Raw genomic sequence first — 13970 nt, forward strand, 5'->3', positions numbered from 1 at the left:
CGGGCAAGCACAGTCTCAACACCACGCAGGAGGCCGGTCGATGAGTCCTCGCCAGCACAAGCCCCACGAGATCGTCGAGCGCGCCCTGGAGCTGTCCCGCGCCGACGGCTGTGTCGTCATCGCGGGCGAGCGCTCCACCGCCAATCTGCGCTGGGCCGGGAACGCCCTGACCACCAATGGGGTCACCCGGGGCCGGGACGTCACCGTCATCGCGACCGTCGACGGCGCCCAGGGCACCGCGTCCGGGGTCGTCTCCCGGTCGGCCGTGACCGCCGCCGAGCTGGAGCCGCTGGTGCGGGCGGCGGAGGCCGCGGCGCGGGAGGCCGGGCCCGCGGAGGACGCGCAGCCGTTGGTGACCGGTGTGCCGCAGGCGCCGGAGTTCACCGGGGCGCCCGCGGAGACGTCCTCCGCCGTCTTCGACGACTTCGCCCCGGCTCTCGGGGAGGCCTTCGCGCGGGCCCGTGGGGAGGGGCGGGAGCTCTACGGGTTCGCCCGCCATGAGGTCGTCTCCAGCTATCTGGGCACCTCCACCGGGCTGCGGCTGCGTCACGACCAGCCCACCGGCACGCTGGAGCTGAACGCCAAGTCCCCGGACCGGACGCGCTCGGCGTGGGCGGGGCGGGCCACGCGCGACTTCACGGACGTCGACCCGCGCGCGCTGGACGCCGAGCTCGCCGAGCGGCTGGCGTGGGCGGGCCGCAAGGTCGAGCTGCCCGCCGGGCGGTACGAGACGCTGCTGCCGCCCTCCGCGGTGGCCGATCTGCTGGTCTACCAGCAGTGGTCCTCGGCGGCCCGGGACGCGGCCGAGGGCCGTACGGTCTTCTCCAGGGCCGGTGGCGGCACCCGGATCGGCGAAAAGCTCTCGGGGCTGCCGCTGACGCTGCGCAGCGACCCTTACGCGGCGGGGCTGGAGTGCGCCCCGTTCGTGCTGACGGGCAGCTCCGGCGACGACGCGTCGGTCTTCGACAACGGCCTGCCGATCGCCGCGACCGACTGGATCCGCGAGGGCGTGCTGGAGCACCTGCTCACCACTCGGCACAGCGCGGAGCTGACGGGCCTGCCCGTCACCCCGTACACCGACAACCTGATCCTGGACGCGGGCGGCACCCGCTCGCTGGCCGAGATGGTCGCCGCGAGCGGTCACGACGGTCCCGCCCTGCTGCTGACGTGCCTGTGGTACATCCGCGAGGTGGACCCGGCGTCGCTGCTGCTCACGGGCCTGACCCGGGACGGGGTCTATCTGGTGGAGAAGGGTGAGGTCGTCGGCGAGGTCAACAACTTCCGGTTCAACGAGTCCCCGGTGGGGCTGCTGTCCCGGGTGACCGAGGCGGGACGTACCGAGCCGACGCTGCCGCGCGAGTGGGGCGACTACTTCACCCGGGCGGCCATGCCGGCGCTGCGCGTCCCGGACTTCAACATGAGCTCGGTGAGCCGGGGCGTGTGACCCGGGCGGGCGGCCCCGGCGGCCGTCCGGCCCGCCGTTCGACCCGCCGTCCGGCCGCCCGGCGGGGAATCGCGTTGGTGGTGATTCGCGCCGAGCAAATAGACTCGTCCTGTCCTTTGTCCGACAACCCCTTACAGGAACGCCACGATGACACGCCTCGGCGACTCCGTCGCGCGCGCCAGCGCTCTGCTGGCGCAGGATCTCTCCACCGACTCGGCCGTGGAGCAGCTGCTCACGGAGACGAAGGCGCGGCGCTATCTGGACCTGTCGGACCTGCCGCCGAAGGACCAGGCCGAGCTGATCGCCTCGCGTACGGTCGAGGTGCTGCCGGGCGTGGCCAAGCTGGCCGAGCGCATCGAGGCGCGGCAGGCCGAGGGCAAGGGCCTGCACATCAAGCTGGGCATCGACCCGACGGCCACGGATGTGCACCTGGGGCACGCCGTGCCGCTGATCATCCTCAGCCGGTTCCAGCGGCTGGGCCATGACGTCACGCTGATCATCGGTGACTTCACGGCCAAGATCGGCGACCCGACGGGCCGTACGGCCGAGCGCCCGCCGCTGACCGACGAGGACATCGCGCGCAACCTGGCGAGCTACCGCGAGCAGGTCCGCCCGTTCTTCGACTTCGACCGGGTCAGCTTCCGGCAGAACAGCGAGTGGCTGGCGCCGTACACCTTCCCCGAGCTGCTGGGTCTGCTCGCGCAGGTGCCGGTCTCGCAGCTGCTCCAGCGCGAGGACTTCCGCAACCGGCTCGCGGCGGGCTCCGGCCTGACCATGACGGAGATGCTGTACCCGATCGCGCAGGGCCTGGACTCCGTGGCGCTGGACTGCGACGTGGAGCTCGGCGGCGCCGACCAGCTGCTCAACCTCCAGATGGGCCGGAAGCTGATGGAGGTGCACGGCCAGAAGCCTCAGCTGGTCGTCACCATGCCGCTGATCGAGGGCACCGACGGCACCGGCGCCAAGATGTCCAAGTCCAAGGGCAACTACGTGGGGCTGTCGGCGCCCGCCGACGATGTCTTCGGCAAGATCATGTCGGTGCCGGACCGGCTGATGGAGCCGTACCTCAAGGCGTGGACGGAGTGGACGGACGCGGAGATCGCGCTGGTCCTCTCCCGCGTCGAGGAGAAGTCGCTGCACCCGATGGATCTGAAGAAGATCCTCGCGGGTGAGGTCGTGGCGGCGCTGTACGGCATGGAGGCGGCGATGGCGGCCCGCGCGGGCTTCGTCGCGCAGTTCTCCAAGAAGAACTTCACCGACGTGGAGACGCCGGTGGTGGATCTGTCCGAGCACGGCGAGGAGCCGGCCACGGCCGTGCTCAGCAAGGTGCTGGGCTTCCAGCCGAGCGCCTCGGCCGCCCGCCGGGTGGCCAAGCAGAACGGTCTGCGGCTGGTCTTCGAGACCGCCGAGGGCCAGGAGGCCGTGGCACTGCCGGAGGCCGAGGCCATCCGGCCGCTGGGCGAGGTGGCCCGTGAGCTGCTGGCCGGCCGGGAGGCGACGGTCTACCTGAAGGCCGGCCGGAAGATCGCCGAGCTGCGCGGTCTGTAGGCGGATGTAGCGGATGTAAGCGTCCGTCGTAAGCGAAGAGGGTGGCTGGTGCGCGGATCCCGCGTACCAGCCACCCTTTCCTTTCAGCCGACCCTGTGCCTGTTGCCGCGGACGCCGATCCACACCCGCTCGCCGAGGGCGACCAGCACCACCGCTCCCAGCAGCTGGAGCAGGTGCCGGATCCAGTCGATGCCATGGGTGTGGCGAACGCCCAGCACACCCGCCAGCCAGTTGCCGAGCAGGGCGCCGCCCAGGCCGAGGATGATCGTGAGCCAGAGGGGGATCTGCTGTTTTCCGGGGATGATCGCCTTGGCGATCAGGCCCAGGACGAGTCCGACGACGATTGCCCACAACCAGTTCATCTCGCCTCCTCATGCGGAGCGACATGGATGCTCCGCCATTCTGGGGCCGTCCCTCCTACGGCGCACGTCGGATCCGCCCGTACGCCGGATGCGCACCTCGAGCGCCCATCGGTGAGCCGTCCCACGACCGACCCGGTCTCGTCCGCCGGAGGGCCGCGGCGTAACGTTGTGTACGTACGGGACCGAGCGAGTCGGTGCGGCAGTCGGGTGGTGGAACGTGATGCGGAAGCTGGGCGGCACGGAGGTCATCCGGATCACCGGAGCCCGCCAGGGCCTCTCGGAGGACGTGCGCGGGCGGCAGCGCCGGTACGTGGTCTCGATGGGCATCCGGACGCTCTCGGTGGTGCTCACCGTGATCCTGTGGAACATCGAGCGCTACGTGGCGATCGGCACGCTGGTCCTGGGCGCGCTGCTGCCGTATGTGGCCGTCGTCATCGCCAACGCGGGCCGGGAGAACGCCCCTTCACTCCCCGGTACGTTCGTACCGGCGCCGACGCGCCCGGCGCTGGGCCGGGCTCCGGAGAGGCCCTCCGACACGGTCGCGGAACCCGTCGCGGAAGCGGGACGGCCGGGACAGTACGATCAGGGGCAAGGCCACGGCTGACCCTCCGGTTCCGGGCGAAGGCCCGCCGGACAGTGCGACAAGCTCAAGAAAACCTCAGATCAATCATGTGGATCGGTGCCCCGTTCCGGGCCCCCCGTGACATACTTCGTAGGCGCTCCGCATCCCCCGTCGGAGCGACAGACCGACGCCGGGCGGCTCCCCCCGTGGCTGCCCGGCGTCGCCGTGTCCGGCCACGTAGAGTCGAGGGGTGAACTCCCCCGAGAATGCCGTGATCTGCTCCGCCAAGGGCTGTCGTGCCGACGCCGTCTGGGTGCTCGCGTGGAACAACCCCAAGCTGCACACTCCCGAGCGCCGCAAGACCTGGCTGGCCTGCGAGGAACACCGTGAGCACCTGTCCAACTTCCTGTCCCTGCGCGGCTTTCTGAAGGACGTGGTGACGCTGGCGGAGTGGGAGGCGTCAGCCGCCGATCGCTGACATGGGGCGGCTGGGCTGGAGGAAGGACGGGTCGTCGATGCCCGAGCCGGCCTTCTTGCCCCACATGGCGGCCCGCCACAGCCCGGCGAGTTCCTCGTCCGTGGCGCCCGAGCGCAGCGCCCCGCGCAGGTCCGACTCCTCGGTGGCGAACAGGCAGGTGCGCACCTGTCCGTCGGCGGTCAGCCGGGTGCGGTCGCAGGCGGCGCAGAAGGGCCGGGTCACCGAGCCGATGACGCCGACGCGGGCGGGGCCGCCGTCGACGGTCCAGCGCTCGGCGGGGGCGGAGCCGCGGGCGTCCTCGGCCTCGGGGGTGAGGGTGAAACGGGTGCGCAGGCTCGCCAGGATCTCCTCTGCGGTGATCATGCCGTCGCGCTTCCAGCCGTGCTGGGCGTCGAGCGGCATCTGCTCGATGAAGCGCAGTTCGTAGCCGTTCTCGACGGCCCAGGCCAGCAGGTCGGGGGCCTCGTCGGCGTTGTGCCCGGGCATCAGCACGGCGTTGACCTTGACGGGGGCGAGGCCGGCGGCATGGGCGGCGGCCAGGCCGTCGAGAACGTCCTGGAGGCGCTTGCGGCGGGTCAGGGCGGTGAAGACCTCGGGGCGCAGGGTGTCGAGAGAGACGTTGACCCGGTCCAGCCCGGCGGCCTTGAGGGCCTGTGCGGTACGGGCCAGGCCGATGCCGTTGGTGGTCAGCGACAGCCGGGGGCGGGGCGCGAGGGCGGCGCAGCGTTCGACGATGGAGACGAGGCCGGGGCGCAGCAGGGGCTCTCCGCCGGTGAAGCGGACCTCGGTGACGCCGAGGGCGGTGACGGCCACGGAGACCAGGCGGACGATCTCGTCGTCGGTGAGCAGATCGGGTTTGGCCAGCCACTTCAGGCCCTCTTCGGGCATGCAGTAGACGCAGCGGAGATTGCACCGGTCGGTCAGGGAGACCCGCAGGTCGGTGGCGGTGCGGCCGTAGGTGTCAATGAGCACGGTTCGGCCCCTCCCGCCGGACTTGAACGTTCGTTCGCTGGTCGCAGCGTACGCGATCGCGTGCGGGAGGGGCCGTGGCCTTTCGAAGGGCTGCGGGTCAGTGCGCCCCGTAGCCCGTCAGGGAGCGGACCTCGAGTTCCGCGTACTTCTTCTCCTGGTCGGCGGCCGGCTTGGAGAGGAGGGAGCCCAGCCAGCCGAGGGCGAAGCCCAGCGGGATGGAGACCAGGCCGGGGTTGCCGAGGGGGAAGTAGTCGAAGCTCATGCCCGGGAAGAGCGCCTTCGGGTTGCCGGAGACGACCGGGGAGAGGATCACCAGGGTGACGGAGGAGATCAGTCCGCCGTAGATCGACCACAGGGCGCCCTGGGTGGTGAAGCGCTTCCAGAACAGGCTGTAGAGGATCGTCGGCAGGTTGGCGGAGGCGGCGACGGCGAAGGCCAGGGCGACCAGGGCGGCGGCGTTGAGCCGGTGGGCGAAGATACCCAGGGCGATGGAGACGGCGCCGATGACGACCGCGGCGAGCTTGGCGGTGAGGATCTCCTCCTTCTCGCTCGTCCGTCCCTTGCGGATGACGTTGGCCCACAGGTCGTGGGCGAAGGAGGCCGAGGAGGCCAGGGTCAGCCCGGCGACGACGGCGAGGATGGTCGCGAAGGCGACCGCGGAGATCACGGCCAGCAGGATCGCCCCGCCGGTGGAGCCCGCTCCCCCGCCGACCTCCTGGGCGAGCAGCGGCGCCGCGGTGTTGCCGGACTCGTTGGAGGCGATGATCGCCTTGGGGCCGACCAGGGCCGCGGCGCCGAAGCCCAGGGCGATGGTCATCAGGTAGAACGCGCCGATGATGCCGATGGCCCAGTTCACCGACTTACGGGCGGCCCGGGCGGTGGGCACGGTGTAGAAGCGGATCAGGATGTGCGGCAGTCCGGCGGTGCCGAGGACGAGCGCCAGGCCGAGGGAGACGAAGTTGAGCTTGGAGGTGCCGTCCTTGCCGTACTGGAGGCCGGGTTCGAGGAAGGCCCGGCCCTTGCCGCTGGCGTCGGCGGCGTGGCCGAGGAGGGTGGAGAGGTTCCAGTGGAACTTGTTGAGCACCAGGATGGTGATCAGCAGGGTGCCCGCGATCAGCATGACCGCCTTGACGATCTGCACCCAGGTGGTGCCCTTCATCCCGCCGACGGTCACATAGAGGACCATCACCAGGCCGACCAGGACGATGATCCAGCGCCGGGCCCCCTCGCCGGTGGCGCCCAGGAGCAGGGCCACCAGCGCGCCCGCGCCGACCATCTGGGCGAGCAGGTAGAAGATCGACACGACGATGGTGGAGGTGCCGGCGGCGGTGCGTACGGGCCGCTGCTTCAGCCGGTGGGCGAGGACGTCGGCCATGGTGAAGCGGCCGGAGTTGCGCAGCGGCTCGGCGACGAGGAGCAGGGCGACCAGCCAGGCGACGAGGAAGCCGATGGAGTAGAGGAACCCGTCGTAGCCGAAGAGCGAGATGGCCCCGGCGATGCCCAGGAAGGAGGCGGCGGACATGTAGTCGCCGGAGATGGCCAGGCCGTTCTGGAAGCCGGTGAAGGAGCGGCCGCCGGCGTAGAAGTCGGTGGCGTCCCTGGTCTGCCGGCCGGCCCAGACGGTGATGCCGAGGGTGGCGGCGACGAAGACCGAGAAGAGCGTGATGATCAGGGTGCGGTGGTCGCTCGCGCCGCCGGCCGCCAGCGGGTGGGCGGCGGCGGTCAGGACGGTGGTGCGTGGCGTCATTCCCCCGCCTCCAGACGGGCCTTGAGGGCCTCGGCCTTGGGATCGATCTGCGCCTCCGCGTGGCGGGCGTACCACCAGGCGATCAGGAAGGTGGTCAGGAACTGCGCCAGCCCGAACACGAGGGCGATGTTGATGTTGCCGACGACGATGGTGTCCATGAAGCCGCCCGCGTAGTTGGACAGCAGGACGTAGAGCAGGTACCAGCTGACGAAGGCGACGGTGAGGGGGAAGGCGAACGAGCGGTGCGCACGGCGCAGTTCGCCGAACTCGTCGCTCGACTGCACGTCGAGGAAGCTGTCCGGCTGGGCGGGGATGGTGGGGTGGGCCGGCTCGGCCGGCCCTTTGGATGCGGTCGGTGGGGTACCCACGACCTCTTCTGAGTCCACGGCCTCTCCTGAACGAGTGGATACGGGGGCGTGAGCCGAGCCTGTGACTGGGATCACGCATCGTAGAGGGACACCGCAGTATGCGACAGTCCCTGACCTTCTTCCTGCCGATTGCCGTTCGAGAGCGTTGTGTTGACGCTCCGGAGTCCTCGGCTCCACCGGCATTCTTGAGGAATTCATTGCCCGGGCCCGCTGATCGGCGCTAGCTTCACTCGTCACACCCCGCCCCCGCACACCCGTGCGCACGGGCGGATTTCCGGATGATGTGGAGAACTCCATGGCTCATCTGCGACTCAGACGACGCCGCGCCCTGCTGGCGGCCCCGCTCGGTCTGGCACTCACCGCCTCCCTCGGCTTCCTGCCGGGCGCGGCATCGGCCGCCCCCTCGGCCGGCGTTCCCGCGAAGGCCGCCGTCACCACGGACGGCCCGCTGCTCTCGTACGTCGTCAACACCCGCCCGGGCAGCCACACGACGGGACTGGTGAAGAGGGCCGTCGAACGTTCCAAAGGAACGATCGTGGCCTCGTACGACAAGATCGGCGTGATCGTCGTCCACTCGAAGAACCCGCACTTCGCGGAGACGCTGCGCTCGGTGCCGGGTGTGGCCTCGGCGGGCGCCACCCGCACCGCGCCGCTGCGGTCGGCCGCCACGACCGACTACGGCAAGCCGGAGAAGCTGAAGCTCACCAAGGAGGGCGCGCTGGCCGCGGCCCGCGACGCGGCGGCCGGCAAGGAGCCCCTGGAGGGCCTCCAGTGGGACCTCGGCGCCATCGGCGCGGACAAGGCCGCCAAGGTCAACCCGGGCAGCCGGAAGGTGACCGTCGCGGTCATCGACACCGGCGTGGACGACACCCACCCCGACCTCGCCCCGAACTTCGCCGCCGACAAGTCGGCCAGTTGCGTCACCGGCAAGGCCGACACCAGCCCCGGCGCGTGGCGGCCCCACAACCCGGCCAAGGACTACCACGGCACCCATGTCGCCGGCACGATCGCCGCGGCCCGCAACGGCGTGGGCGTCGCGGGCGTCGCTCCCGGGTCGAAGGTCTCCGCCATCAAGGTGAGCACCCCGGACGACAACTCCTTCTTCTACGCCGAGAGCGTCGTCTGCGCCTTCGTCTTCGCCGCCGACCACGGCGCCGGGGTGACGAACAACAGCTATTACGTGGACCCGTGGATGTTCAACTGCCCCGACAACGCGGATCAGAAGGCGATAGCCGACGCGGTCGGCCGGGCCGCGCAGTACGCCCAGGACAAGGGCGTGGTCAACGTCGCCGCCGCGGGCAACTCCAACTTCGACCTGTCGGCCAAGGAGATAGCGGACGCCTCCAGCCCGAACGACTCCACGCCGCTGCCCCGGAAGATAGACCCCAAGGTCTGCCTCGACGTCCCCTCGCAGCTGCCGGGCGTCGTCACCGTCTCCGCCACCGGCGCGCAGGGGCAGAAGTCGTACTACTCCAGCTACGGGCTGAACTCCGTCGACGTCGCCGCCCCCGGCGGTGACAACCTCCAGGTGCCCGAGCTGCCCGGCAAGGACGGCCGCATCCTCTCCACGATGCCGGGCGGCGACTGGGCGTACCTCCAGGGCACCTCGATGGCCAGCCCGCACGTGGCGGGTGTGGCGGCGCTGCTGAAGAGCGCCCACCCGAAGTCCAGCCCGCAGGAGATCCAGTGGCTGCTGAAGGCCCAGGCGAAGAACCCGGGCTGCCCCACGGCCGCGTACGACCCCGACGGCACCGGCAAGTGGAAGGCCACCTGTGCCGGCACCAAGCACGTGAACGGCTTCTACGGCTTCGGCGTCGTGGACGCGCTGGCGGCGGTCCGGGACTGATCTGACCCGGGCCCGGCGGAGGGGCCGGCCGACCTCGGGCCGGCCTCTTCCGTCCGCCGCCCGGGCCCTTCCGGCTCTGCGTGGCCCGGCTCTGCGTGGCACCGCAACACCCCGTGGGCCAGCAGCCCCTGTGCGGCGAGATAGGTGAGCATGACCCAGAACTGGGGCGCCGGGGCCTGCGGCCACTTGGCCAGTCCGCTCGCGAGGAGCGTGTCCGACAGCAGGAACAGCGCCCCGCCCGCCCCGGCCCACAGCCGGGCGCGGGTGGCGCCCAGCGCCATCGCCGTCAGCAGCAGGCTGTAAAGCGCGACCGGCACCCGTAGCTCCCCGTCCAGACCGGGCCACAGCAGGACGACCACGGTGAGCCAGGCGGCGGTGTAGAGGGCCGCCAGCCGGTACGTCCGGGCGCCGCCGGGGCTGCCGTGCCGGGCGAAGAGCAGCAGATAGCAGACATGCCCGGCGGCGAAGGACGCCATGCCCAGCAGGAAGACGGTGTCCCCGCCCACCTGGAGCAGGGTGTCGCCCCCGCAGCCGAGGAGCAGCGCGCCCGCGAGCAGCGGCGGTCCGCCGCGCAGCAGCACGTGGGCGGCGAGCAGGGGCATCAGCGCGGGCTTGGTGGCGTGGGCGAGGAGCGTGACGCCTGTGAGCAGGGCGGTCAGGTGGACCACCGCCGTGGCGCCGAAGACGGCCAGGGCCGTCGTCGCGGCGCGGTCCCGGCTCACGCGACCCGCCCTCACGCGACCCGCTCGGGGACGGCCTTCGGCTGTTCCTTGTCCGCCCGGGTGACGGCCGGAGGGTCCGGCTGCCAGCCGGGGCCCCGGAAGACCCGCCCGAACCGCTCCCGCCAGCTCCGCGCCGCCTTCACGTCGCGTCCGATGGCCACGTACTCGTGGGTGGCCACGCGCAGCGGGTTGTAGGTGTGGATGTTCTTGGTCAGGCCGTAGACCGGGCGCTCCTCCTCGGGTACGAAGGACCCGAACATCCGGTCCCAGACGATGAGGATGCCGCCGAAGTTGCGGTCCAGGTAGCCGCCTTGCGAGGCATGGTGGACCCGGTGGTGCGAGGGCGTGTTCAGGACGTACTCAAGGGGCCGGGGCAGCTTGCCGACGCGCTCGGTGTGCACCCAGAACTGGTAGACGAGGTTGACCGACGAGCAGAACGCCACCGCCGCCGGGTGCACCCCGGCCAGCACCATCGGCACATAGAACGGCCACACCGTCAGCGTGGTCCACGGCTGGCGCAGCGCGGTGGTGAAGTTGAAGTTGCGGCTGGAGTGATGCACCACGTGGCAGGCCCACAGGATCCGTACGACGTGGTGGCCCCGGTGGGACCAGTAGTAGAAGAAGTCCTGCGCGAGCAGCATCAGCGGCAGCGTCCACCACAGCACGGGCACGCGCAGGGGGGTGAGTTCGTAGAGGGCCGTGTAGATCGCGACGATCGGGATCTTCCACAGCGCGTCGAAGAGGAGGCTGCCCAGCCCCATGCCGACGCTGGTCGCCGCGTCCTTGGCCTCGTAGCCCTCGGAGCGGTCGTCGGGATGCAGCCGGTAGCTCACCAACTCCAGGGCGGTGAGCAGGATGAAGGCGGGTATGGACCACAGGACCACGTCCGGTAGGTGCGGCATGGCCGCACCATAAGCGCGCTGCGGGGCGTGCCGCTAGAGGTTGTTACCCTCGGGTACCGCAACGGGGAAAGGGCAGCTGGGAAAAGGGTTGGCCGCCTTGATCGGCCCCCTCCTAGAATCGGGGTGCGGGGGCGGCTCCGCGGAGCGCTTCCTTCTCCTCATCTCCAAAATGAATCCGAGCGCGCCCACTCTCCGCCCCCGTTTCGCTTTTGCTCAGGGGGATCCTCTTCGTGTCCACACTCCACGCCGTGCTGCTCCGTCGCGCCCGGACCGTCTACGTCGACCATGAGCCGTCGCCGCCCGCCGCGGTGAGCGCCCCCGCCGTCGCGGCCGGACTTACCGCGCTGGAGGGCGAGTTGCTGGACCGGGGGCACGCCCTGACCGAACCGCTGCGCACGGCGCTGGCGGGGGCCGGGGCGCGGGCGCTCGCCGACACCGGGCGGGGCCTGCTGCACGCGATCGACGCGCAGCTGGGCGCCGACCGTACGCACATGCCGCTCTTCCGCGGCTTCCCCCGGTCGGTGCCGGAGGACACGGACGCCCTCTTCGTGGACCGGGTCTTCAGCCTGCTGCTCCAGCGGCCGCGGCAGCCGTGCGTGCTGTGCGGCACGGTCGGCGCCGTGCTGCCCGTCGCGCCGTGCGCGCATCTGGTGTGCCGCTCCTGCTGGGACGGCGCGGACTACACGGGCTGCCCGCTGTGCCACCGGCGCGTCGACCGTACGGATCCCTTCCTGCGGCCCGCCCGGCCCGCAGGCGCCGTCGCGCGGTCGCATCCGGACGAGCCGCTGCGCCTGCTCGTGCTGGGCACCTCGCGGACGGCGGACGCGGCCGCCGAGCTGGCCGGGCTGCTGGCCCGTGCCACGCCGCTGTCCCCGCGGGACCGCGACGACGTCAAGGTCCTCCTGGCGCACGCCGAGCCGGGCGGCCTGGACTGGCTGCCCGCCGACATGCCCGTACGCGAGACCAGGGCGCTGGTGCTCGGCACGCTGCTGCGCGACGGCGGGCCCACGACCGTCGCCGCTGTGCGGGAGCGGCTGCCGGAGCTGCTGACGACCGCCACGGATGTGCTGCGCCTGCTGTGGGTGTGGTCCGGCGGCGAGGCGGACCTGCTGTCGCCGCCCCGGCTGCGCGGGGTGCCGCGCGGGCTGCGGCGCGAACTGCTCGCCGTCCTCGACGGACTCGCGACGCCCTCGCTCGTCGAGGACCTCCTCCGGCACCCGGAGGCGTGGAAGCGCGCGGCGGAGCTCCTCCACCCCTTCGAGGGGCACGCCCGGCACCCGCGAGCGGCACTGGCCTTCGCGGCGCTGCGGGGCACGGAGGTGTCGGGCGCGGGGGCGCTGGGCGAGGCGCTGCTGCGGACGGCGGCGGAGTATCCGGAGGCGGTGGCGGTGCGCGCCGACTCCTGCGAGGCGGCTGATGGGGCACGGCAGCCGGGGAGCGGCGGTTCCGTGCGGATCGTCGCGCGTACATGGGCGGGCCGGGTCGAGGAGGCGCTGCGTCGCGGGGACGCCGCCGGGGCCGTGGCGCTGCTGGCGCGGCGGCCCGGCGAGCTGGTGCGGCGGCTGGACCAGTTGCTGCGCGTGTACGGGGGCGAGGAACTCGCGCCCGAGCTGGGCGCGGCGCTGGAGCACGGCCTGCCGAAGGCCGGTCCCGGGCCGCTGCTCGGGGCGCTGGGCGCGCTGCGGGGGCGGCACCTGCCCTCGTCGCGGCGGGTGTTCTTCCCCCGGGGCCGGGTGGGACGCGCGCGGGGCGTGGACGACGTCCGGCCGCCGCTGCCCGCCGCGCTGGTGGCCCGGGTCGCCGGGCTGCTTGAGGCCGAGGTGGTACGACGGCTCGGCGCCGCGTCCCGCTACGAGCTCGCCGTGCTGGACCCGGGGCTGGCGTCCCTGCCGGCGCCGTTCGCCGAGCGGTCCTCGGCGACGTCGCTCGTCGCGGTGCCGCGCGGCAGTGAGCTGCGGCTGCCCGAGGGCCGGGTGCTGCGGCTGTTCCTCCACTGGATGGAGCCCGAGGGCACCCGGGTGGACCTCGATCTGTCGGTGGCGTTCTTCGACGAGGACTGGCGCGCGATCGGGCTGTGCGACTACACACGGCTGCGGTACCGGGGCGACGCCGCCGTGCACTCCGGCGACCTGACCTCGGCACCGCCGCCGGACGGCGCGACCGAGTACGTCGACCTGGACCTGACGGCGCTCGCCGAGGCCGGGGCTCGCTATGCCGTGCCGGTGGTCTTCAGCTTCAACGACGTGCCCTTCGACGAGCTGCCGGACGCCTTCGCGGGGTTCATGACCGTCTCCGGCCCCGCCGAGGCGCGGGACGCGTCGTACGACCCCCGGGCGGTACGGCAGCGCTTCGACCTCGCCGGGGAGTCCCGGATCTGCGCACCGATGATCGTGGACCTGGCGGACGGGCGTGCGCTGTGGACCGATGTCCACCTTCCGGGTGACAGCGGTGTGCACGACCTCGGTCGGCACGGGGACGTACTGGGCGCGCTCGCGCGCGACCTGTGGGGGCACTTCACGGGCGGGGCCCGGGTGACGCTGTGGGACGTGGCCTGCTGGCACGCGGCGGCACGATGCGACGAGACGGTCGTCGTACGGTGCGCCTCCGGCGCGGATGGGCCGGGTGCGGGCGGCACGGGGGCGGACGGCGCGGACGGCCCGGGCACGGACAGCGCGCCCCCGGGCGGCGAGCTGTGGCGCTACCGGCGCCGGGACGGCGAGGGCGTCGCCGCCTTCGCGGCGCGGCTGCGTGCGCTGGGCGCGCCGGACTCCCGGGAGGCGGCCGGCAGTGCCGGCCGTACTGCCCCTGCGCGCGGCCCCGCCGCACACGTGGCCGACGGCCGCCGCGTCTTCCTCGCGTTCGTCGAGGGGGACGAGCTGTCCCCGGTCGGCGCGACCGGCACGGTCTACCGGCTCTTCCCCGGTGCCGTCGACGCGTGCGCGGGGCCGGAGCGGGTGACGGCCGGCGGGTTGCTGGCGGAGCTGGCCTGAACCCGGCCGCGTGGGAACCGGCCGGATCC

12 protein-coding genes are annotated in these 13970 nt (G+C 72.2%); 6 read left to right on the forward strand and 6 right to left on the reverse strand.

The annotated features are described in order from the left end of the window. Positions 1–40: 40 nt before the first annotated feature. Positions 41–1444: a metallopeptidase TldD-related protein gene (locus tag RM609_RS30930; protein WP_311615362.1), complete on the forward strand. Its 1404-nt coding sequence runs from the start codon at positions 41–43 to the stop codon at positions 1442–1444. A gap of 147 nt (positions 1445–1591) precedes the next feature. Next, complete coding sequence (tyrS, locus tag RM609_RS30935; RefSeq protein WP_311615364.1) at positions 1592–2992, forward strand: tyrosine--tRNA ligase; 1401 nt, start codon at positions 1592–1594, stop codon at positions 2990–2992. 83 nt (positions 2993–3075) lie between these two features. Here the strand turns inward: tyrS and RM609_RS30940 are convergent, their stop codons facing one another. Further along, positions 3076–3354: a GlsB/YeaQ/YmgE family stress response membrane protein gene (locus RM609_RS30940; protein ID WP_311615366.1), complete on the reverse strand. Its 279-nt coding sequence runs from the start codon at positions 3352–3354 to the stop codon at positions 3076–3078. Positions 3355–3574: 220 nt separating this feature from the next. Between RM609_RS30940 and RM609_RS30945 the strand changes: the two genes are divergently transcribed. Together RM609_RS30945 and RM609_RS30950 are read left to right on the forward strand one after the other, a co-directional pair. After that, positions 3575–3958 (forward strand): DUF3099 domain-containing protein, encoded by a 384-nt coding sequence (locus RM609_RS30945; RefSeq protein ID WP_311615368.1) that lies wholly within the window; start codon positions 3575–3577, stop codon positions 3956–3958. Positions 3959–4166: 208 nt separating this feature from the next. Beyond that, positions 4167–4394: a hypothetical protein gene (locus tag RM609_RS30950; RefSeq protein ID WP_311615370.1), complete on the forward strand. Its 228-nt coding sequence runs from the start codon at positions 4167–4169 to the stop codon at positions 4392–4394. Here RM609_RS30950 and moaA read toward each other — a convergent pair. From moaA to RM609_RS30965, 3 genes are all read right to left on the reverse strand, one after another. Beyond that, a complete protein-coding gene (gene moaA / locus RM609_RS30955) occupies positions 4377–5366 on the reverse strand; it encodes a GTP 3',8-cyclase MoaA (protein ID WP_311615372.1) in 990 nt (329 codons plus the stop codon). The two genes, RM609_RS30950 and moaA, sit on opposite strands and share 18 nt — an antisense overlap. A 97-nt stretch (positions 5367–5463) precedes the next feature. Beyond that, entirely contained in the window at positions 5464–7113 is a 1650-nt protein-coding gene (locus tag RM609_RS30960) for a monocarboxylic acid transporter (RefSeq protein ID WP_311615374.1), read from the reverse strand. Beyond that, a complete protein-coding gene (locus RM609_RS30965) occupies positions 7110–7427 on the reverse strand; it encodes a DUF485 domain-containing protein (protein WP_311615453.1) in 318 nt (105 codons plus the stop codon). The genes RM609_RS30960 and RM609_RS30965 overlap by 4 nt, the downstream gene beginning before the upstream one ends. Before the next feature lie 349 nt (positions 7428–7776). Here RM609_RS30965 and RM609_RS30970 point away from each other — a divergent pair, with 349 nt between their 5' ends. Continuing rightward, positions 7777–9327, forward strand: coding sequence for a S8 family serine peptidase (locus RM609_RS30970; protein ID WP_311615377.1), 1551 nt, complete (start codon positions 7777–7779; stop codon positions 9325–9327). Here the strand turns inward: RM609_RS30970 and RM609_RS30975 are convergent. Further along, a complete protein-coding gene (locus RM609_RS30975; protein ID WP_438828579.1) occupies positions 9282–10049 on the reverse strand; it encodes a lysoplasmalogenase in 768 nt (255 codons plus the stop codon). The two genes, RM609_RS30970 and RM609_RS30975, sit on opposite strands and share 46 nt — an antisense overlap. Before the next feature lie 11 nt (positions 10050–10060). Continuing rightward, entirely contained in the window at positions 10061–10951 is an 891-nt protein-coding gene (locus RM609_RS30980; protein ID WP_311615379.1) for a sterol desaturase family protein, read from the reverse strand. A gap of 230 nt (positions 10952–11181) precedes the next feature. On the opposite strand from RM609_RS30980, the gene RM609_RS30985 reads away from it, so the two are divergent. After that, a complete protein-coding gene (locus tag RM609_RS30985) occupies positions 11182–13941 on the forward strand; it encodes an MXAN_6230/SCO0854 family RING domain-containing protein (RefSeq protein WP_311615381.1) in 2760 nt (919 codons plus the stop codon). The last annotated feature ends 29 nt before the right edge of the window (positions 13942–13970 follow it).

The organism is Streptomyces hesseae (assembly GCF_031845785.1).
Taxonomy (GTDB): domain Bacteria; phylum Actinomycetota; class Actinomycetes; order Streptomycetales; family Streptomycetaceae; genus Streptomyces; species Streptomyces hesseae.